At 70.3% G+C, this 20380-nt stretch carries 13 protein-coding genes, 1 tRNA gene and 6 pseudogenes; 10 read left to right on the top strand and 10 right to left on the bottom strand.

Annotation, left to right across the window (positions count from 1 at the left end):
• Nucleotides 1-264: 264 nt before the first annotated feature.
• The gene (locus OG294_RS31770; RefSeq protein WP_327070000.1) at nucleotides 265-1245 is read left to right on the top strand and encodes an aldo/keto reductase; all 981 of its coding nucleotides are present in this window, start codon (nucleotides 265-267) and stop codon (nucleotides 1243-1245) included.
• Entirely contained in the window at nucleotides 1242-3656 is a 2415-nt protein-coding gene (locus OG294_RS31765) for an ATP-binding domain-containing protein (protein WP_327069999.1), read from the top strand. The genes OG294_RS31770 and OG294_RS31765 overlap by 4 nt, the downstream gene beginning before the upstream one ends.
• 142 nt (nucleotides 3657-3798) lie before the next feature.
• On the opposite strand, the gene OG294_RS31760 is transcribed toward OG294_RS31765, so the two are convergent.
• Nucleotides 3799-4401, bottom strand: a complete 603-nt coding sequence (locus OG294_RS31760; RefSeq protein WP_327069998.1) for a hypothetical protein — start codon at nucleotides 4399-4401, stop codon at nucleotides 3799-3801.
• 412 nt (nucleotides 4402-4813) lie between these two features.
• Between OG294_RS31760 and OG294_RS31755 the strand changes: the two genes are divergently transcribed.
• Nucleotides 4814-5011, top strand: a complete 198-nt coding sequence (locus OG294_RS31755; protein ID WP_221521849.1) for a DUF5703 family protein — start codon at nucleotides 4814-4816, stop codon at nucleotides 5009-5011.
• A gap of 171 nt (nucleotides 5012-5182) precedes the next feature.
• Here OG294_RS31755 and OG294_RS31750 read toward each other — a convergent pair whose 3' ends face one another.
• From OG294_RS31750 to OG294_RS31740, 3 genes are all read right to left on the bottom strand, one after another.
• Nucleotides 5183-6121 (bottom strand): chaplin, encoded by a 939-nt coding sequence (locus tag OG294_RS31750; protein WP_442789256.1) that lies wholly within the window; start codon nucleotides 6119-6121, stop codon nucleotides 5183-5185.
• 250 nt (nucleotides 6122-6371) lie between these two features.
• Nucleotides 6372-6614: a chaplin family protein gene (locus OG294_RS31745; protein ID WP_327069996.1), complete on the bottom strand. Its 243-nt coding sequence runs from the start codon at nucleotides 6612-6614 to the stop codon at nucleotides 6372-6374.
• Between the two features lie 324 nt (nucleotides 6615-6938).
• On the bottom strand, nucleotides 6939-8276 hold the full coding sequence (locus tag OG294_RS31740; RefSeq protein WP_327069995.1) for a M20/M25/M40 family metallo-hydrolase: 1338 nt from the start codon (nucleotides 8274-8276) through the stop codon (nucleotides 6939-6941).
• A gap of 253 nt (nucleotides 8277-8529) precedes the next feature.
• Here OG294_RS31740 and OG294_RS31735 point away from each other — a divergent pair.
• The 5 genes and pseudogenes from OG294_RS31735 to OG294_RS31720 form a co-directional block, all read left to right on the top strand.
• A tRNA-Leu gene (locus OG294_RS31735) sits at nucleotides 8530-8614 on the top strand.
• Between the two features lie 252 nt (nucleotides 8615-8866).
• Nucleotides 8867-10062, top strand: a protein-coding gene (locus OG294_RS31730) for an IS3 family transposase (protein ID WP_442789255.1) whose coding sequence is annotated in 2 segments (ribosomal slippage) — nucleotides 8867-9076 and nucleotides 9079-10062 — 1194 coding nt in all. Because the reading frame shifts where the segments join, the coding sequence is not laid out codon by codon here.
• Nucleotides 9948-10463, top strand: a pseudogene (locus OG294_RS41245) (transposase family protein); the annotation flags it as partial. The gene OG294_RS31730 and the pseudogene OG294_RS41245, both read left to right, overlap by 115 nt.
• 16 nt (nucleotides 10464-10479) lie before the next feature.
• Nucleotides 10480-10605 carry a hypothetical protein gene (locus OG294_RS41240; protein WP_442789254.1) on the top strand — a complete coding sequence of 42 codons (126 nt, stop codon included), beginning with the start codon at nucleotides 10480-10482 and terminating at the stop codon, nucleotides 10603-10605.
• An 83-nt stretch (nucleotides 10606-10688) separates the two neighbouring features.
• Nucleotides 10689-11639, top strand: a pseudogene (locus OG294_RS31720) (ISAzo13 family transposase); the annotation flags it as partial.
• A gap of 17 nt (nucleotides 11640-11656) precedes the next feature.
• On the opposite strand, the gene OG294_RS31715 reads toward OG294_RS31720, so the two are convergent.
• Together OG294_RS31715 and OG294_RS31710 are read right to left on the bottom strand one after the other, a co-directional pair.
• Entirely contained in the window at nucleotides 11657-11848 is a 192-nt protein-coding gene (locus OG294_RS31715) for a hypothetical protein (protein ID WP_327069993.1), read from the bottom strand.
• A gap of 54 nt (nucleotides 11849-11902) precedes the next feature.
• Nucleotides 11903-13140, bottom strand: a protein-coding gene (locus OG294_RS31710; RefSeq protein WP_327065281.1) for an IS3 family transposase whose coding sequence is annotated in 2 segments (ribosomal slippage) — nucleotides 11903-12867 and nucleotides 12867-13140 — 1239 coding nt in all. Because the reading frame shifts where the segments join, the coding sequence is not laid out codon by codon here.
• A gap of 62 nt (nucleotides 13141-13202) precedes the next feature.
• On the opposite strand from OG294_RS31710, the pseudogene OG294_RS41235 reads away from it, so the two are divergent.
• Together OG294_RS41235 and OG294_RS31705 are read left to right on the top strand one after the other, a co-directional pair.
• A pseudogene (locus OG294_RS41235) lies at nucleotides 13203-13310 on the top strand (transposase); the annotation flags it as partial.
• Entirely contained in the window at nucleotides 13289-13879 is a 591-nt protein-coding gene (locus OG294_RS31705; RefSeq protein WP_327069992.1) for an IS5 family transposase, read from the top strand. The pseudogene OG294_RS41235 and the gene OG294_RS31705, both read left to right, overlap by 22 nt.
• A 16-nt stretch (nucleotides 13880-13895) precedes the next feature.
• Here the strand turns inward: OG294_RS31705 and OG294_RS41230 are convergent.
• From OG294_RS41230 to OG294_RS41225, 4 genes and pseudogenes are all read right to left on the bottom strand, one after another.
• Nucleotides 13896-14750 (bottom strand): annotated as a pseudogene (locus OG294_RS41230) (integrase); the annotation flags it as partial.
• A 236-nt stretch (nucleotides 14751-14986) separates the two neighbouring features.
• Nucleotides 14987-15709, bottom strand: coding sequence for a barstar family protein (locus tag OG294_RS31690; RefSeq protein ID WP_327069989.1), 723 nt, complete (start codon nucleotides 15707-15709; stop codon nucleotides 14987-14989).
• A 370-nt stretch (nucleotides 15710-16079) separates the two neighbouring features.
• A pseudogene (locus OG294_RS31685) lies at nucleotides 16080-18036 on the bottom strand (RHS repeat-associated core domain-containing protein); the annotation flags it as partial.
• 846 nt (nucleotides 18037-18882) lie between these two features.
• A pseudogene (locus OG294_RS41225) lies at nucleotides 18883-20364 on the bottom strand (putative T7SS-secreted protein); the annotation flags it as partial.
• Nucleotides 20365-20380 lie beyond the last annotated feature (16 nt).

Genomic DNA, 20380 nt, shown 5'->3' with positions numbered 1-20380 from the left:
TGACCGGTAGTAGTGGCGCGGGTCACATCGCGCGCGCCGTGCGCCACCGGCCTGGGCGCACCGTTTCTGCAGGTCCGGGAGCGTTGCCCGGCAGGTCTGCGCGGCGGGCCGCGGGCCGCCCACTACGCTCGGCAGTGCCGGCCTTCCGCCGTCCCTTCCGCCGCCGTCCGCCGTCCTTTCCGCCGCCTTGAGCAGGCGCTTCCAGCGCCGCGGACCGGCGCGCGGCGGCGGCGTTCACACCACGATCGAGGGGGTCACCCTGCCATGGAGCAGCGTCATCTCGGCCGCACCGGTCTGCGCGTCTCGCGGCTGGGCCTGGGCACCATGACCTGGGGCCGGGACACCGACGAGCACGAGGCCGCCGAGCAGTTGAAGGAGTTCGTGGACGCCGGCGGCACCCTCGTCGACACCGCGGACGTCTACGCCGACGGCGGCGCCGAGTACCTGCTCTCCCGCCTGACGGACAGTCTGATCCCGCGCTCCGAACTGGTGATCGCCACCAAGTCCGGCAGCGCGCCGGACGCCACGCGCCGCTTCGACGCCTCGCGCGGACAGCTGCTCGCCGGGCTGGACGCCTCGCTGCGCCGGCTGGGCACCGATCACGTGGACCTGTGGCAGGTGCACGCGTTCGACCCGGGCACCCCGGCCGAGGAGACTCTGCACGCACTGGACCTGGCCGTCTGCTCCGGCCGGGCCCGCTACGTCGGCGTCTGCAACTACAGCGGCTGGCAGCTCGCCAAGGCGGCGACCTGGCAGCGCTGCGCCGTGGGCCGGGTGCCGCTGGCCAGCACCCAGATGGAGTACTCGCTGCTGCAGCGCGGCGTCGAGCGCGAGGTGCTGCCGGCCGCGATGGACGCCGGCGTCGGACTGCTCGCCTCCTCGCCGCTGGGGCGCGGGGTGCTGACCGGCAAGTACCGGCACGGCATCCCGCAGGAGTCCCGGGGTGCCTCGCCCTACCTGGCCGGCTTCGTGCAGCCCTACCTCGGCGATCGCAGCCGGCGCATCGTGGACGCCGTGGCCACCGCGGCCGACGGCCTGGCGAGCAGCCCGCTGGCGGTGGCACTCTCGTGGGTGCGCGATCGCCCCGGCACCGCGAGCGCGATCGTCGGCGCGCGCACGGCGGCACAGCTGCAGGCGGCGCTGTCGGTGGAGGCGCTTACGCTTCCGGATGAGATCCGCGGTGCGCTCGACGACATCTCGGCGCCGGTGCGTCGCTACCCTGATCAGGACTGGAACGAACTGTGAGTCAGACGCAGGACCCGGGCGAGGGCCCGCAGGAGACGGAGCCCGAGGCTCGGACGGCAGCTGAGGCGGCGCCCGGGGCGGCACCTGAGGCAGCGCCCGAGGTGGCACCCGGGGTGGCGGGGGCCGAGGCGGCCGGAGCGGCGGGAGCCGAGCCGGCCGGTGCCGGGGCGGTGACGCGGGCTGACGCGGTGGCGGGGGCCGAGGGGCGCGTGGAGGCGGTGCCCGAGCCGCGTTCGGAGGCGGTGCCGGCTGCGGCGGGCGCCGAGGCGGGGGGCGCTGAGGCGGGGGGCGGGGCCGACGGTGGTGCGGCCGACGGCGGTGCGCGGCGGGCGGCGGAGGTGGCCGCGCTGGCCGAGGCGATCCGGACGATCGGGGGCGGTGCCGGCGGAGCTGGGAGTGCTGGCAGGGCCGGCAGCGGTGACGGGGCCGGTTCCGGTGGTGGCGCCGGGTCCGGGGCCGCCGGTGGTGCCGGTTCCGCTCCCGTCGCTGCCTCCGACGAGGCGCGGGCGGCTGCCCTGCGGGCCGTCGGCGAGGTGCTGACGGCCGGCGGCGCTCCCGCGCCCGCCGTCGCCGCGCTGGCGTCGGCCGCCCTGACCGCGTTCGGCGAGGGCGCCGGCGAGGCCCTGCGCGCCGACCCGTGGGCGCTGCTCGCGCTTCCCGGGGTACGCCCCGAGCAGGCGGACGGCTTCGCCCGCGCGCTGCTCGGCCAGCAGGCCGGCCCCGGCGACCCGCGGCGGGGGCAGGCGCTGGCCGTCTGGCTGCTGGAGCAGGCCGCCGTCCGCGGCCACTCCGCGCTGGAGGCGGGCGAACTGCAGGCCGGGCTGGCCAAGCTCGGCCTGCCCGAACCCGAGCAGGCGCTCCAGGAGGCCGTGCTGGACGGCCGGGTGATGCCCTTTCAGGAGGAGGAGACCGGCCCCGGCGCGCACTCCGCCGCCGAGGACGCGGAGCCTCCGGTGCGAATGCTGCTCGCGCTGGAGCGCCTGGCGCTCGCCGAGGACAGCGCGGCGGACGGCCTGGTCCGGATCATGTCGACCTTCGAGCCGCCCGTGCCGGAGGCTGCTGGTGGGGATGACGCTGCCGAGGGGGCGACCGGCGAAGAGGCAGCCGGCGAGGGGGCGGCCGGCGAAGGGGCGACCGGCGAGGAGCCGGTCGACGAGGGCGCGGCTGGTGAGCTCGTCCCGGCGCGGCCCTCCGCCGAAGCGTGGGAGGCTGCTGCCGCTGCCGCGCCGTCGTCCTCCGCGGCCGCCCTGCTACGGGCCGTCGCCGCGAACCCGCTCGTGCTGCACACCGGCGACGCCGCCGCCCGCGCCGAACTCGCCGCCCTGCTCGCCGCCGCGCGCGGCCTGGGGCTGCGGGCCTGGGCCGCCGCCTGGAGCGAGCACGGCCGGGACGCGCTGACCGAGCTGCTGCCCGCCGGGACGGCCACCGGCAGCGCCCCTTCGCTGACGCTGGCCGAACTGCTGGGCGGCGCCGGCCCTGCCGTCCCCGTCGGCAACGCTCCCGGCCGGGCCGACGACGGCTCGCTCGCCGTCGACCTGTTGATCGTCCAGGACGCACCGCTGCTCGACCTCGAACTGGCCGCCACCCTGGTGGAGGCGCTGGCGGACGGCACCCGGCTGGTGCTGTCCGGCGACCCGGGCCAGCTCTGGTCGGCCGGTCCCGGCCGGCTCTTCGCCGACCTGCTCGCCGCCAAGGCCTGCCCCGTGGTCGCCTCCCGCACCCCTGACCTGAGCCCGATCGGCGAGCTGGTCTCCGGGATCGGCATCGGTGAGCTGCAGAGTGTCGAGGCACCGGACAAGGAGGTGGTGATCCTCACCGCGCGCGGCGCAGGCGAGGCCGTCCACCGCGCCGTCCAGCTGCTCACCGACTCGATCCCGCGCGCGCTCGGCATTCCCGCCGAGCAGACCGTGCTGCTGACCCCCGGCCACGGCGGCGAGGCGGGCACCCGCGCGCTCAACAGCGCCGCCAAGGCCCAGTTGAACCCCGGTCCCGGGCGGTTCGCCGGTTTCGACCCCGGGGACCGGGTGGTCTACTCCCCGCTGCCCGGGGTGAACCGCCCAGGCTCCGTGCTCGGCGGCGAGGCCACCGGGCTGCGGCTGGCCCTGGCCGACGGCGAGGAACTGCTGCTGCCGCCCGCCCAGGTCGACCGGCTGCGCCACGGCTGGGCACTGACGGCCCATCAGGCCGTCGGGCGGCGCTGGCCGGGCGTGGTCGTGGTGCTGCCCGAGGACGCCGCCGCCGCGCTGACCCGTCAGTGGGTGTACACGGCGTTCAGCCGGGCCGAGCGCCACCTGTCCGTGGTGCACGCCGCCGGCCCCGCGCTGGCCCAGGCCGTCGCCGAGCGCCCGGCCGCCGCCCGCACCACCCGGCTGCGCGCGATCCTGGCGGAGCACACGGAACAGGCGTACTGACGGCTGCGGGCCGGGCCGAGGGGTGCGGTGCTGCGGAGTACACCCCTCGGCCCGGCGGCCGGACAGGCCGTGTGGGCCGGGTGGGCGGGTAGGCCGGGTGGGCGGGTAGGCCGGGTGGGCCGTACGGCTTGTCCGACGAGCCCTACTCGATCTCGTCCTCGTCGTAGACCTCGCTGACGTCGAACCGGCAGAGCAGCAGCTGCGGGTCCGGGCTGTCGAACGGCTCGGCCAGCCACTCCCCGGGCTCGGTCGGCTCGGCCACCGTCACCCAGAGCGTCGAGTCGCCCTCCTCGAGGCCGAACTCCTCCGCGCGGGCGGCGATCTCGTCCGGGTCGTACTCGCCGAAGACGATCCCGACCGCGGCCGTCACGCCCTCCGCCGCGTCCGCCACGGCGGGCAGCGAGTCGTCCAGGCGCTCCGCCTGGACGCGCAGCCGCCGGGGGTCGGCGATCCGGTAGTCGCGGCGGATCAGCACGCTGATCGCCTCCGGCTCCTCCGGTCCCTGGTAACTGCCGGGCCCACCGTCGCCGGGGACCTCGAAGGGGGTGACCTCGTCATAGACCTCGTACAGCAGCTGGTCGTAGTGGATGGCCGCCGCGGCCAACTCCTCGTACGCGGCGAACACCGCCGGATCGTCGTCAGCGGTGGTGCTGGACACCGCTTCCAAATGGCGGTCGATGGCGGCCTTGACCGCCTCGGCGGCTTCGCGTACCTCGGTGCGGGTGAGCTGCGCGGCATCAGACATGGGTCAGACGCTATCCGTACCGGGGCCCGGGGCGCACAGGGGTTCCGCTCTCAGTTTGCGAAACCCCGGCAACTTGACCCGTGATGTCCGAACCATGTGCTTCTGCGCCCGCCCTGCACACCCCTCACCACGCCGCCTCCGGGCTCCTGCGAGAACTCGCGCGGGGGTGGTGCGCCCGCCCCCGCGCGCCTCGTGTGCGGCGCTTTCGTGGCCGTCGGCGCGGGTAGAGACTTCCTGACAGAGGGCGGAAGCCGTCGTTCGGGGGGAATTGACCGAGCATCAGCCGGCGTTTCCCCGGAGCCCGGCGTGAGGCCGGTCCGGGCCGAGAACCGGCGCTGGTCTCACCGTCGGAGGCAAGTCGTAGGCTTGCCTGAAGACGTCGCGCAGGAGGCGAATCTTGACCCCACCGAAACTGGTCCGACAGCCCGAGTACGAGTACCAGTCGCTGCGCATGCCGCGTGGCACGACGCGCAACGCGGCCCGGCAGCTCCTCACCGAGCACGCCGAGTACGGACACTGGGAGCTGGACAGGCTACGGCTCTTCCCCGACGGCAGCCGCACGGTGTTGCTGCGGCGCCGGATCATCCGGCAGGTGCGCAGCAGCTGGTAGGAGCGCGGCAGCCGGTAGGAGCGCGGCCGGGGAAGCCGACGGCGGGGCTGGGCAAGCCGGTAGCAGGGCCGGGGAAGCCGGCGGCGCGGCTGGGGAAGCTGGTGGCGGGGCCGGGGACGACGTGGGCCGGTGCCCCCTGGAGAGCACCGGCCCACGTGGAACGTGCCTGACTCAGGCGGCCGTGCGGGAGCGGCGGTACAGCACCCCGCCCGCGATCAGCAGCGCCAGACCGGCCGGCGCGATCACGTCGAGCCCCTGGGAGCCCGTGAACGCGAGCTGCTTGGCAGCCGGCGCCGCGGCCTGGGGGGCCACTGCCGGAGCGGCGGCCGGAGCCACCACGGGCGCCGCGGCGGGCGGCGTGGCAGGCGCGCGGGTGGAGCCGTTGGGCTGCGTCTGGGCCGGCGGGGCCTGCACGGGCGGCGTGTTGACCGGCGTCGCGATGGGGGCCGGGGTGACCGGGGCGCTCTCGTGGTTGGCGCAGTCGTTGCCCATCACCGGGTTGAGCGCGCCGATCACGTTGATCGAGTTGCCGCAGAGGTTGACCGGCACGTCCACCGGGAGCTGGCCCGTATTGCCCGAGGCGACGCCGGGCGAGTGCGAGCCGACCCCGGAGGCGGAGCTGCCGCCGCTGGTCGAGCTGCCGGCGGTCGGTGTGTGGGAGACCGGCCCGCTCTGGGGGCCCGAGCTGTCGCCGCCGGGCATGGCGGGCGTCCCCGGCACTCCGGGCATGCTCGGGGTGCCGGGCCAGTTGCCCTGCTGGGGGCCGCCGCCCGGGCCGTTCTGGCTGCCGCCGCCCTGCTGACCGCCGCTGTTCTGGCCCCCGCTGTTCTGGGTGCCACTGTTCTGGCCGCCGCCGTTCTGGGTGCCACCGTGCTGGCCGCCGTGCACGGATCCGCCGTGCGGGGAGCTGTTCCCGCACTGGTTCCCATAGGCCGGGTTCAGCAGCCCGACCACATCGACCGTGTTCCCGCAGACGTTGACCGGCGCGTCGACCGGCACCTGCACGGTGTTGCCCGAGCCGACCCCCGGAGAGCCGACCGCCGCGCCGCTCGCATCCGCACTCGCGTACGCATAACCCGCCGTGGAGGCCAGCACGCTGCCGGTGGCCACCGCCGTAAGGATCCCTTTCCTGGCAACCTGTCGCATAGGTACCCCTGACATGTGATGGTCGGTATTTCCGACGAAATCCATTCCCGCCCACTGCCTAACGAGCCGGCCCCGAAAAGGTTGACCCGGGCGGACCTGCCTCACTCGATCAGGTGGATTAAACCGCGAAAAAGGGCGCCCCGACCGGGACGCCCCTCTTTCGTGCACCGTCAAGCTGTCAAGCCGACTGGCCGACTGGCCGACTGGCCTATGGTCAGACGTTCTGGCAGCCGTTGCCGAAGGCCGGGTTCAGCACGCCGATCACGCTGATCGTGTTGCCGCAGACGTTCACCGGAACGTGCACCGGAACCTGGACGACATTGCCGGCCACGACGCCGGGCGAGTGGACTGCGGCACCCTCGGCGCCGGCCCCGCCGTGCGCGGCCGCGACACCCGCGCCGGCCAGCATCAGCCCACCGGCGGCAGCCGAGACGACGGCAATCTTCTTCGCGTTCATCTTTTCCTCCTGATCATCTGAGCAGCCCGGTCCCCGAGCCGCCATAGGAGTGAACGAGGGCTCTGCCGAATGGGGTACGCCACCCGATCGGCATTCACTCGCAGCGGTGAAGTCTCGCTCGGATGATCGACCATGGAGAAAGTGGAAGAAACGATTCGGCAGCGGCGATTTCCGGCGGTGGCTCATCATCCCCTCACATAAAACGGGCCCGCTCCGGAGGCTTTCCATCCTCCCGGAGCGGGCCCATCGCCAGGCCGTTCGTGTTCTGCCGACCTACCGCTCAGCCGGTCCGACGCACGCCCACGATCAACACGCGTCGATTGATCAGCACGCGTCGATGAAGCGGTCGAGCACCCGCACGCCGAACTTCAGCCCCTCGACCGGCACCCGCTCGTCCACGCCGTGGAACATCCCCGCGAAGTCCAGCTCCGGCGGCAGCTGGAGCGGCGCGAACCCGAAGCAGCGGATGCCCAGGTCCTGGAACGACTTGGCGTCGGTGCCGCCCGACAGGCAGTACGGCACCGCCCGGGCGATCGGGTCCTCGGCGCGCAGCGCCAGCTGCATCGCCTCCACCAGCGGGCCGTCGAAGCTGGTCTCGATCGCCTTGTCCGAGTGCACGCTCTCGCGCTTCACCCGCGGGCCGAGCACACTGTCCAGCTCGGCGAGGAACTCCTCCTCGTAGCCCGGCAGGAAGCGCCCGTCCACGTGCGCCGTGGCCTGGCCGGGGATCACGTTCACCTTGTAGCCGGCGCCCAGCATGGTCGGCTGCGCGGTGTTGCGCAGCGTGGTGCCGATCATCTTCGCGACCCCGCCGAGGATCCGCAGCGTCTCATCCATGTTCTCCGGGTCGAGCGGCACCCCCAGCGCGTCCGACAGCTCGTCCAGGAAGGCGCGGACCGTCTTGGTGATCCGCAGCGGGAACTCGTGCCGCCCGAGCCGGGCCACCGCCTCGCACAGCTCCGTGATGGCGTTGTCGTCGTTCATCATCGACCCGTGCCCGGCCCGGCCCTCGACCGTGAGCCGCATCCAGTGCATGCCCTTCTCGGCCGTCTCGATCAGGTAGAGCCGGGTCTTGTCGTCCACGGTGAACGAGAACCCGCCGACCTCCCCGATCGCCTCGGTCACGCCCTCGAACAGCCCCGGGTGCTTGTCCACCAGGTACCGCGCGCCGTAGGTGCCACCGGCCTCCTCGTCGGCCAGGAACGCGAGCACCAGGTCACGCGGGGGCTTGCGCCCCGTCCGCAGCCGGTCCCGGACGACCGCCAGGGTCATCGCGTCCATGTCCTTCATGTCCACCGCGCCCCGGCCCCAGACACACCCGTCCGCGATCTCGCCGGAGAACGGGTGGTGCGTCCAGTCGTCCGCGTTGGCCGGCACCACATCGGTGTGCCCGTGGATCAGCAGCCCCGGCCGCGACCGGTCCTCGCCCTCGATCCGCACCACGGTCGAGGCCCGCCCCTTGGCCGACTCGATGATCTGCGGCTCCAGCCCGAACTCGGCCAGCTGCTCCGCCACGTACTCGGCCGCCGCCCGTTCCCCCGGGCCCGACCCGTCGCCGTAGTTGCTGGTGTCGATCCGGATCAGATCGCGGCAGATATCGGCAACCTCCGACTCCCCGGTCACCCGCGACCCACCCGCCTGCTGCGCCTGCGACTCGCCCACACCCACTCCTCGTCGTCCGCTCGACCCGGGCACACGTCCGACCGCCCCGACCTCGCCGGGAACCGTCGAGCACCCTCCCGCTCATCCTCCCCCACGCCCTGCCCCACCCCAAGGAAATCCCCCCAGAACCTCTCCGAACCCTCCCGTCCACCGCCCGGCCACCCCCACTCCCCCAGGCTTTTGGGCCCCTGAGCCGATCTTTGCTACAGTTATGCATGTCAGCGAGACCGCAGGGCCACGCAGACACCACCTAGTCCGGGTGGCGGAATGGCAGACGCGCTAGCTTGAGGTGCTAGTGCCCTTTATCGGGCGTGGGGGTTCAAGTCCCCCCTCGGACACCGACCGTAAGCCCACGGCTTTCGGGAAAGTGCTGGTTGAGATTCATCTCAACCAGCACTTTTTGCTTTCCGGAGTCGTAGGTGAGGATCAGGCCCAGCTGCTGGTAGAGCGTAGCCCGGTGCACTGGCTCGGCCTCGGCGAGGACTCTGACCAGGTCACTGTGACCGCGGGCAAGGGTGGCGATGGGCTTTACCCCGGATTGTGGACACTTCTGAGAAGCGGATCTTCGGGTCCGTGGAGAGGATGTCCTCATGGGTACTGCGAGGTACTCGGGGGAGTTCAAGCGGGACGCGGTGGCGCTGGTGGAGTCCAGCGGGCGGCGGATCCCGTCGGTGGCGCGCGAGCTGGGCGTCCATCCGGAATCGCTGCGCCAGTGGGTCGCGCACTCACGCGCTGCGGCGGGCAGCTCGGGTGCGGGCGGTGAGGGCCCGTTGAGCCCGGCCGAGCGCGAGGAACTGCGCAGTCTGCGCAAGCAGGTCCGCGAGCTGGAACTGGAGAAGGAGATCCTGCGCAAGGCGGCCGCGTATTTTGCCAAGGAGATGGGTCGATGACCGGCCGCTGGCGGTTCGTCTCCGAGTTCCGTGACCTGTACGGAGTACAGCGGCTTTGCCGGGTGCTGAGTGTGTCGGCGTCCGGATTCTACCGGTGGATCGCCGCGGCGGCCGTCCGGACGGTGCGACGGGAGGCCGACGAGGGTCTGGCTGCGCGGATCGAGGAGATCCACGAGGAGTCGAACGGCGCCTACGGGGTGCCCCGGATCACCCGGGAGCTGCGGGACCGGCACGGGGTGGTGAACCACAAGCGGGTCGCCCGCCTGATGCGCGAGCGCGGGCTTGCCGGCCGCCACCTGCGCCGCAGCGTGCGCACGACGGTGGCGGACCGCAATGTGCCGCCGGCGCCGGACCTGGTCGGGCGGGTGTTCGCGGCCCCGGCGCCGGACGTGCGCTGGTGCGGTGACATCACGTACCTGCCGGTCGGCGGGGCGTGGATGTACCTGGCCACGGTCATCGACATGCACTCGCGGCGGGTCGTGGGTTGGTCGCTGGCCGAGCACATGCGCGCCGACCTGGTCGTCGAAGCCGTACGGGCCGCGGTCGACGCCCGGGGCGGCGAGGTGCGCGGCGTGGTCTTCCACTCCGACAGGGGCGCCCAGTACACGTCTGCGGCGTTCGCCAAGGCCTGCCGGGCACACGGGATACGCCGCTCGATGGGCCAGGTCGGGTCCAGCTACGACAACGCCCTCGCGGAGTCCTTCTTCGCCGCCCTCAAGCGCGAACTGCTCTACGGTGCGCGCTGGCTGACGCGGACCCAGGCCCGCCTGGCGGTCTTCACCTGGATCGCCTGGTACAACCGCCGTCGGCGACACTCCGCCCTCGGCTACCAAAGCCCCGTCGACTACGAACGACAGCACGCCAGCAGCATCACTATGCTGGACCTGGTGGCATAACAGGCGAGTGTCCACGAAATAGGACAAAGCTCGACCCACGTGATCCTGGACGGCACGCTGATCGAATCGGACCGGCTCGCCGGCGTCCGCGTGAGAACGGCAACGACCTGTGGTTCAGCCACAAGCACAAGGCGTTCGGCGGGAACATCCAGTTCCTGTCCGCCCCGGACGGCACCCCGCTATGGGCCTCCGACGTGGAACCCGGCCCGACCCCCGACATCACCACCGCCCGCATCCACGCCCTGCCCACCCTCTACAAAGCGGCGGCCGAGGGCCTGCCGCCCCTGGCGGACAAGGGCTACATCGGCGCGGGCATCGGCATCCGCTTCCCGGCCCGACGCCCAAAAGGCCAGTCCGAACAGGCACTTCACGTCGGCACACGCATGTTCAACACCCTGCTACGGCACGTGCGGGCCTTTGGGGGAACGGACCGCCACCGAGCTCAAACAGCGCTGGCGCACCCTGCAGTACGTCACGCTCAGCCCCAGCCGTATTGGCGACAACGCCCGCGCCGCCCGCGCCCTCAACGGAATCTGGAAGTGATTACCGTTGCGAAAACCCTCAGTGGCTTAGGGCGTGCAGATCTATAACCCGTGGCTTCCCACCCGGTGGATCGTTGATCTGGTATGAGCGAGTTGGATGTGCAACGGGCCGTGTTGGCAGCCAAGTTCGCGGCGATCCTGCCGCATCTCGATGAACGGCAGCGGCGTCTGCTGATGGGGGCGGAGGCCCGGTCGCTCGGTCACGGTGGGATCACGACGGTCGCCCGTGCCGCCGGCGTCCGGGAGGCCACTGTGTCGCTCGGAGTGCGGGAACTCGACTCTGGCCAGGGTCCGCTGGGGCGAGTACGCAGAGCAGGAGGCGGCCGTAAGCGGATCGTGGATCTGGACCCTACCCTTCGAACCGCGCTGCTCGCACTGGTCGAGCCGGACATGCGCGGAGACCCGATGCCACCGCTGCGCTGGACCACCAAATCGACGCGGAACCTCGGCGGGGAACTGACCCGCCAGGGCCACCGGATCTCCGCAGACACAGTGGGCGATCTCCTGCGCGAGGAGGGCTTCAGCCTGCAGAGCAATGCCAAGACCCTGGAGGGCAGACAACACCCCGACAGGGAAGCCCAGTTCCACTACCTCAACCAGCGGGCCCACACCCACCAAGGCATCGGCGATCCGGTGATCAGCGTGGACACCAAGAAGAAGGAACTGGTCGGCCCCTACAAGAACAACGGCCGCGAGTGGGAACCGAAGGGCGAGCCGGTGCGGGTCGACACCCACGACTTCCCCGACCGCGAGCTGGGCAAGGTGGTGCCCTACGGCATCTACGACGTTGCCGCGAACACGGGCTGGGTCAACGTGGGCACCGACCACGACACCGCCGCGTTCGCAGTCGAGTCGATCCGCCGCTGGTGGACCAACGCTGGACAAGCTGCCTACCCCAGGGCCGATCGACTACTGATCACCGCCGACGCAGGCGGCTCCAACGGCTACCGCACCCGCACCTGGAAGACCGAACTCGCGCGGTTCGCCGCCGAGTCCGGCCTGGCGATCACCGTCTGCCACCTTCCTCCCGGAACACAATGCCGTTGCTTGACTCAGTGAACTATCGCTGGTTGCAGGGTGATGACCTTGGGTGTGACGCGCCGTGTCGGCTGCCGGTCTCGGGTGTTGATCCGATAGGAGAGCTTCGAGGAGTACTTGGAGTCCGGCCGCTTGAGATGCCGGTCCGCCTCGCGTAGACGCCTGGCGCCGTTGTCGAGCTTGCGGCGCGCCTTCGCCGCCAGCACGGCCAGGAACTCCTTGATCTTCGTGGGTGAATCGCTGCGGGTTCTTCAGAGGCTCTAGATTGTGGCTGTGACCTGCAGGTTTGGCTGTTGGCTGTAGTACTTGGCTTCGTATTCGGCGGGTGGGGTGTGGCCGAGTTCACTATGGAGCCGGGTGGAGTTGAACCAGTCGACATACTCTGCGGTGGCGATCTCAACGTCGGCAAGGGTGCGCCAGGGGCCCTGACGCTTGATGAGCTCGGTTTTGTACAGCCCGATGGTCGATTCCATCAGGGCGTTGTCCAGGGCGTCTCCGACCGATCCGATGGACGCGGCGATCTTCTCCTTGGCCAGGTGGGTTGCCAGGCGGAACGACGTGTACTGCGAGCCGGCATCGGAGTGGTGTATCAACTCCCTTGGCATTACCGGGAATCCGGAGCGGTCCCGCTGCCACAGGCCCATCTCGAGGGCTGAGAGGATCAGTGGGGTCTGCTTGTTGGTGGCCGCCGACCAGCCGACGATCCGCCGTGAGAAGGTGTCGACGACGAAGGCGACGTAGACGGTGCCGGCCCACGCCGCCACGTGCGTGAAGTCCGCCACCCAGACGCGGTTCGGTGCGCTCGCGACGAAGTTGCGCTGGAGCAGGTCGGGCGCCCGGTCGACGCTCTTGTCCGAGACGGTGGTGACGATCTTCTTGCCGCGCACCGCTCCTGACAGTCCTTCTGCCTTCATCAGGCGGGAGACCGTGCACTGGGCGACCGTGTGGCCGCGCCGGTTGAGTTCGGCCCAGACCTTGCGGTAGCCGTAGACGCCGTAGTTGCTCTCGTGGATCTCCTTGATGATCGGGACGATTTCGGCGTCGCGGCGGGCGCGGGCGGAGGTGGTGCCGCTCTTGTGGGCGTAGTAGGTGCTGGGGTGGATGCCGCAGTCGTTCGCGGTGAGCGTCCTGCAGATCGGCTCGACTCCGCCGAAGCGGTCCCGGTGCTCGTCGATGAACGCTACGAGCGTGTGTGTGGCCGGTCGAGCTCGGCCGCGAAGAAAGACGCCGCGGCCTTGAGGATCTCGTTGGCGCGCTTCAGCTCGGCGTTCTCCCGCTTGAGCGCCTTCATCGCCGCGGATTCCTCCGTCGTCGTGCCCGGCCGGGCGCCGGCGTCGGTCTGGGCCTGGCGGACCCACTTGCGCAGGCTTTCCGGGCCCACGTCGAGCTTGGCGCCGATCGACCGGATGCACTGGTACTCGGTCTCGTACTGATCGCGGGTCTCCAGCACCAGGCGTACCGCCCGCTCCCGGACCTCACTGGGGTATGGCTTCCTCATAACGGAATCGATCCTTCCAAGAGAAGGAGTCTCGGTCAAACCCGCAGCGATTCATCCTGTTCGTGCTGTACACCGGAATCACCTGGCAGCAACTGCCCATGGAGCTGGACTTCGGCTCGGGGCAGGCCTGCTGGCGGCGTTTGGGGCGGTGGCAGGAGGCCGGGGTGTTCGAGGCCCTGCACCGCATACTCCTGGCCGAGTTGAACGCGGCCGGGCAGATCGACTGGACGCGCGCCTGCGTGGACGCCTCCCACGTGCGCGCGAAAAGAGGGGCGAGGCGACCGGCCCATCGCCGGTCGACCGACGCAAGACCAGCAGCAAGCACCACCCCAGCAGCGACGGAGGCGGCATCCCCTTCCACATGATCACCACCGCGGCCAACGTCAACGACGTCACCCAGACCTTCGCCCTGGTCGACGGCATCCCGCCGGTCGCCGGCCGCATCGGACACCCCCGCAAACGCCCGGACGCCCTGCTCAGCGGCAAGGGCTACGACAGCAACCCCAACCGCCGCGAGCTGCGCAAACGAGGCATCCTGCCGGTCATCTCCCGCAAGAGCGAACGCGACATCATCGGCCTCGGCAAGCTCCGCTACGTCGTCGAGCAGACCTTCGCCCAACTCCACCAGTTCAAGCGCCTCGCCGTCCGCTGGGAACGCCGCCTCGACCTCCACAACGCCTTCGTCTCACTCGCCTGCAGCCTCATCTGCTGGCGACAACTCAACACCCACGGCCAGTGATCGTGTTACGAGTTCGTAGGTGGCGCTCGTTCCAGATCAAGGTCCGATCCAGGAGTTCGTGGCGGCATGTCTGCACCCAGCGCTCCATGATGGAGTTCATCCGCGGCATGCGGATGCCAGAGAGCACGACTTTGATTCAGGCGTCGCCCAGGATCTGGTCGAAGATCGCCGGGAACTTCGCACCCCGGTCGCGCATCAGGTAACTGCCGGCGGCTCCGGCATCCTCAATGTCCATGACGAGGTTCCGGGCGGCTTGGCCCACTCAGTGAGCAGTGGTATGCACTGTAGCGCCCAGGACGCGGACACGGCGGGAGGCGTGCTCGATGACCGCGAGGATGTACTGCCGTTGGCCGGTCAGGGTGAGGGTCTCGATGAAGTCGCACGCAAGAAGCGCTCCGGCGTGGAATCGCAGGAAGTCGGCACAGGTGGTGGCGCTGCGGTCGGGCGCGGGGGCGAGGCCCTCGGCCTTGAGAACCTCCCATACGGTGGAGGCAGCGATCTTGATGCCGAGGGCGGCGAGTTGACCGTGCACGCGCCTGTACCCACACGACGGGTTCTCCCGCATCAGGCGCAGGATCAGAACGCGGATCGAGCGGACCGTGGGCGGGTGACCTGGTCACTTCGGCCGGCAGGCGCGGGCGTGACGCTGCTTCATCAGGTCGCGATGCCAGCGCAGCACGGTGTCCGGTCGGACCAGCAGCCGCAGGCGACGCCGGACCGCGCGCGACAGCGGGGCGAAGAGCGCCGCGAGGAAAGCCCGGCCCGCCGGAGCGAACCTCACCCGGCCCTCACCGAGCTGCCGCTCAAGGACGGCGAGCTGATGACGCAGGGCGAGGATCTCCACATTCTTAGCAGGGTCGCTCAACGGCAGCGGCCTCGGGGCCGCGAGCACATTGGTGACAGTCAGCTATGCCAGGCAAAGAAACACGATTGATCATCCTGTCGCAGCCATGAAGCACGCCATCAATGCACGGGTGGCATTCTCAGCAGGCGCAATTCCCAGAACCCACCCGCGCGCAAATTTCGCAGATCCGCAACTCCAGGGGCAGGAGTGACGCCCTTCAAGCAGGCATTTCAATCAGATCGCCTGGGTACCACAGCCCCCTCTTAGCGATGAATAATGTCGACACCAAAATCTCGCATCACTCTCGCCACCGAGGCCATGAAACCTTCTCCTAGAAGCTCTCGCGAGAGAGCTGACCTGTCCCAGGTAAGCTGAAAGTTGGCCATCGATTCCCGACTGGCCGAGAGGCAGTCGGCGACAGCGTCGATATTTGATCCGAAGTATCCCCCCGGGCCGTTCACAGCTTCGCCCAACGCACAATAGAAGCTCGCCTTGTTATAGATCACTCCGCCATCGATCGAGGCCTCTGAAGCTGTTCCATAGTTCATTGCCCTCCGCCTGCCAGTAAACCAGGCCACCTGGGCCACGTGAAGCCAGCTCCAATGAGACCCGGCAGGCCAGCGGGCCCACTCACGCTGTTCGAGAGGGATCTCCTGCGCCCATCGCCGCCATATCTCTCCAGCACTCTCATACTCACAGGTGTACCCAAGATACGAGCATTCGAGATCGCCCCGCTCGCCGCCGACCGCGCCATGCCCTGGCGTCAGAAGGACAGGTCCAGCATCGTAGCTTCCGATCCGCTCCTGACGATGATTCAGTACCTCCAGTTGCGCCTCTTCGATTTTCTGTTTCACCAGCGGGGCCTGACATAGCCCCGTAAAAGTGATCAGCCCATCGGGCTGCCGATCAGGTCCGACGAAGAATCCACGGATATCTTCGGCTACTACGAGAACACTTTGAGATTCCGCATCCACGAGCCTGTACAACGGCACTCCGGCTCTCTTGAAAGAAATCAATTCAGACCAATCATGCAGGGGCGGCGGACGCTATTTACCACCCCCAGTCGGGGAAGTGTGGGGCGCCGAACCGCTGGATCTTGTTGTAGTGAGTGGCGGTCCATCCTATTGCCTTGACCCCGTTGGGGAGCGCCTTAACCAAGATCCTCTCAGTGTCCGGCCCCCCTGGCACCCTGAACTCCTCGGCACCCGCCCACCAAGGATGCTCGTGTCCCTGGTAGATGTTGTGCGATGTGAGCCGCCCCGCCTTGTAGTCGTCGTACGCAGAGGCGATTCTCTTACTCATCCCCTGGGGCAGCCGGTCGGAAAGCCGCCCAGCGGGCACCTGCTTGGCAGCATATGGCGCCAGCCCGAGCGGGTCGCTCCAGGTGTGCGGGTTGTGCACGTACGTGGCCGGGTTGGGCGCCGGGGTGAGGCCGAGGGGGTCTGGGCTGAGATAGCGGGCGGTGGTGGGGTCGTAGTGGCGGTGGTGGTTGTAGTGGAGGCGGGTTTCGGGGTCGTGGTACTGGCCGGGGAAGCGGAGAGGGGTTGTGGTGGTGCTGGTTCTGGGGTGGGTGGTGGTGCCCCAGAGGGTGGTGCGGGCTTGCCAGGCGGTGGTGCCGTCTGGGTTGAGGAGGTGGGTGGGGGTGCCGATCAGGTCGGTGATGATGGCGAAGAAGCGGCGGTCGACCGCTTCAGGAGTGTCGAGGTGTTCGGTCTGGGTGAGGGGGTGGAGGCCGTCGTGGTCCCAGGTGAAGGTGTAGGGGCCGGGGAGGCTGGGACCCTGGGCGGTCTGTTCGGCGAGGGTGGGGCCGTCCCAGGTGAAGAGGGTCCGTTCACCGGTGGCCGGACAGTGCTTGGCGATGCGGCGGCCGAAGGGGTCGTAGAGGTAGTGCCACCGGGTGCCGTCGGGGGTGGTGACGGCGGTGAGGCGGTCCTCGGGGTCCCAGGTGTAGCGCCAGGTGTCGGTGCGGCCGGAGAGGGTGGTCTGGCGGCGGGTGGCGACGCGACCTTGGGTGTCGTGCTCGTAGCGGATGCGGCCGGCGGTGGTGATCCGGGTGCCGCTGTAGGTGCGGGCGCCGAGGGCGCTGTCGTCGTGGGTGGGCCACGCGGCGTCGGTGAGGTTGCCGGCCGGGTCGTAGGCGTAGCGCTCGGTCCAGGTCGCGGCGTGGACGGCGGTGACGCGGCCCTGGATGTCGAGGTCGAAGCGGCGGGTGCCGGTGTGCTGGTCGTCGAGGGCGGTCAGGTTGCCGTCGGCGCGGTAGTGGTAGGCGCGGTCCTGGAGGGTGCGGGTGCCGGCGGTGAGGGTCTGGGTGCTGCGGCGGTGGGCGGCGTCCCAGGTGGTGGTGAGGCGGAGGGCTTCGGTGAGGTGGCGGGTGGTCTCGCGGCCGGCGGCGTCACGGTCGAAGGTGAGGGTGTGTCCAGCGGTGGTGAGTGCGAGCGGGTTGCCGGTCGGGTCGTAGGTCCAGCTACTGGCGGTGCCGGTGGGGGTGGTGCGGGTGGTGCGTCGACCGAGGAGATCGTAGGTGGCGGTGAGGGTGCGGCCGTTGACGGTTTCGGTGAGGAGTCGGCCGCAGGTGTCGAGGGTGCGGGTGAGGTGGGTGGTGGGGCTGGTGGCGGTGAGGAGCCGGCCCGCGAGGTCGTAGGTGTAGCTGGTGCGCGCGCCGTCGGCGTCCTTGCCGGTGAGATTGCCGAGCGGGTCGTAGCTGTAGCTGATCTGCTGGCCCAGGCCGTTGGTGCGGGCGGTGAGTTGCCCTGCAGCGTCGTGGGTGTAGGTGACGGTGCGGTTGTCGAAGTCGGTTTCGGCGATGACGCGGCCGGCGGCGTCGTACTGGTAGGCCCAGGTCAGGCCCTGGGGGTTGGTGACCTGGGTGAGGCGTAGTTCGTCGTCGTAGGCGAAGGTGTAGCGGGTGCCGTCGGGGTCGGTGCGGGCGGTGAGGAGGTCGAAGTCGGTGTACTCCATCGCGGTGACCGCGCCGAGGGGGTTGGTGTGGGTGAGGGTGTTGCCCGTCGTAGGTCCAGGTCTCGGTGGCACCGTCGGGAGTGGTGCGGGAGGCGATCAGGCCCTCGGGGGTCCAGGTGAGGTGGGTGGCGTTGCCCAGGGGATCGGTGACGGTGACCGGGCGGCCGAAGGAATCCCGCTGGTAGCGGGTCACCCCGCCGAGCGGGTCGGTGGCGGCGAGGACGAGGCCGGCCGCGTCGCACTCCACGGTGGTGGTGTGGCCGAGCGCGTCGGTGACGGCGGCGAGGTGACCGCTCGGGCCGTAGCTGAAGCGGGTGGTGGCGCCGGCGGGGTCGGTCAGGGAGGTGCGGTTTCCGCTGCTGTCGTAGGTCTGCTGCCAGCGGGAGCCGTCGGGGTCGACGACCGTGGTGGGCAGGTTGCTCGCGTCGTACCGGGCGCAGGACCGTGTGCCGTCCGGGCGGGTCACGGTGATGACGTTGCCGACCGCGTCGTACTCGTAGGCCGTGGTGCGGCCCAGGGGGTCGGTGACGGACAGCAGGCGGTGGTGGCGGTCGCGGGTGAAGCGGGTGGTGTGGCCGAGCGCGTTGGTGTGGGCGGTGATCTGGTGACGCTCGTTGACGTCGTACTGCTCCACCGTGCCCAGGGAGTTGGTGGCGATCGTGCGGCCCGGACGGTACTCGTAGCGCCAGCGCAGGTGGCCGCCCGAGCCGCCCTGGGATATGCAGCGGTCCTGGTCGTCGTAGACGTAGTCGTAACGGGAGTTGTTGCGGTCGATCCAGGCGGTCATCCGACCTGCGTGGTCGTACTCGAAGCGCAACGGGAGGCCGGAGGAGTTGACGACCTCGGCGAGGTGGCCGTCGGTGTAGCCGTAGCGGACGAGGTCGAGCCCGCCGACGCGCAGGGCGGTGATGCGGGAGTCGACGGTGTCGATTTCCAGGTGGTAGCCGGCGGTGTGCCGGACGCCCATCGGGCCGCCGTCGTGGTCGTACTCGAAGACCAGCTGGTGGCCGGCACGGTCGGTGAGGGAGTCGATCGGGGCGAGGGCGGGGTTGGCGGGGTCCGGGAGGAAGGTGCGTATGTGGCCGGTGACCGGGTCGGTGACCGTGTAGCGCCCCTCGCCGTCCAGGGCCAGGGGCCAGCGGGCGCCTGTACTCGGAAGGGTGGGCAGACCGGGCGCGGGGTGCGGGTAGGCCAGGGCGATGCCGTCGCCGAGCAGGAGGACGACACCCTCGTCGTCGATCTCCAGGCGTTCGTCCAGCGTGCAGGCCCAGGTCGGACCCATCCAGCGCCCGGCCCGGTAGTGCGAGTCGTGGGTGCGGGTGAAGAGCAGCGGGAGGACGCCGGCGAGGTGGGCGTCGGTCTGGGTGAGCGTCATGTGGCCGGTGGCCATGTCGATCGGGTCGTTCTCGCAGACCCGGTCGTCCTTGCCGCGGCCGGGGACTTCGGGGTCCTTGACGGCATCGCGGCCCGCGGTGCCGCCCGCGTTCTCCGCCCCGTCCCTGGCGGCGTTCTCGGCCGTGTCCCGGGCGGTGTTCGCGGCGATGTCGGTGCCGGCGGCGGCCGCGTCGCCGCTGCCGCCGGTGGCGATGCCGAAGGCGATGTTGGTGAACAGCTTGCCGCCGGCCTCGAACGGATCCGAGCCCCAGCCCGAGCCGACCAGCGAGGAGACCAGCTGGGTGGGGTGGTCGGAGGCGTGGATCAGGCCGGCGGCGACCTGGTTGACGTGGTCGAGGTAGGTGGCCGGGTGGGTGAGGTTGTAGGGGTCCATCGGGTTGATGCCGCGGCCGAACTTGACGATGTCAGCCGCACCCTTGACGATCCCGCCGGTCAGGTGCTGGTAGCCGTCCCAGCCGCCCTCGCCGAGGTCGACCGCGTCCAGCTTCATCCGCTGCGTGAAGCTCGGCTCCGCCGGCGCCGCGTCCGTGGCGGCCTTCAGCGCCTTCGCCGCGGCATCGGCGGCCGTGTCGCGGGCCGAGCGTGCACCGCGCAGCAGGTCGCGGGCGTGGGCGAGCTGGCCGGTGGACGGGTCGTGGAAGTCACCGGGGTCGGTGGGCTCGGGACCCGGGTCGAGGTTGCTCTTGGCGCTGTCGGTCCAGGTCTTGAGGGCCTTGTTGTAGCTGTCGACATCCGCGTTGTACGCGTCCTGGGCCTGTTGGTGGGCCTTCTTGGCGGCGTTGTAGGCGTCGATCGCCTGCTTGGCCTGGTCCTGCGCCCAGCTGACGGTGTGCGAGAAGTCGTCCAGCGCCTTGGCCGCCGCCGCGCACGCGTCCGCCGCCGTCAGCCACTGCGCCGGGTGCGGGGCGAACGTGGCACGGAACGCCTCCGCGGCCTGGCCCCGCCAGTGATCGGCGTCCATCGAGCGCAGACCGCTGCCGGTCTCCTCGAACGCGTCATGGAAGGCCAGCAGATGCTTCGCCGACTCGGCGATCGCCTTCACGTCACCGTGCACCAGGTCCTTCGGATCGTCGGAGTCACCGAGCTGCACCTCCCCGACCTGGGCACCCATGTCGTCGGCCACCTGATCGCCGAACCTGTCGACCGCGTGCGCAACGTCGTGCAGGCCGACGAAGTCCAGCACCCCGCCGACCGTGTGAGCGTTGCCGTCGACGACCTTCCCGACCGCCTTCTTGCCGTCCTTGTACAGCCCCTCCAGGCCGTCTCCGACCGAATCCAACAACCCCATCAGTACCCCTCCCCCG

Origin of the sequence: Kitasatospora sp. NBC_01302, assembly GCF_035976515.1 — a bacterium.
Taxonomy (GTDB): domain Bacteria; phylum Actinomycetota; class Actinomycetes; order Streptomycetales; family Streptomycetaceae; genus Kitasatospora.
This window is presented reverse-complemented; position numbering and strand designations above follow the sequence as displayed.

What these genes read in the sequence shown, in the direction of transcription:
- OG294_RS31760 (WP_327069998.1), bottom strand. Translation starts at nt 4,401, where the DNA reads ATGTCTGATGCCGCGCAGCTCACCCGCACCGAGGTACGCGAAGCCGCC.
- OG294_RS31745 (WP_327069996.1), bottom strand. Translation starts at nt 6,614, where the DNA reads ATGAACGCGAAGAAGATTGCCGTCGTCTCGGCTGCCGCCGGTGGGCTG.
- OG294_RS31770 (WP_327070000.1), top strand. Translation starts at nt 265, where the DNA reads ATGGAGCAGCGTCATCTCGGCCGCACCGGTCTGCGCGTCTCGCGGCTG.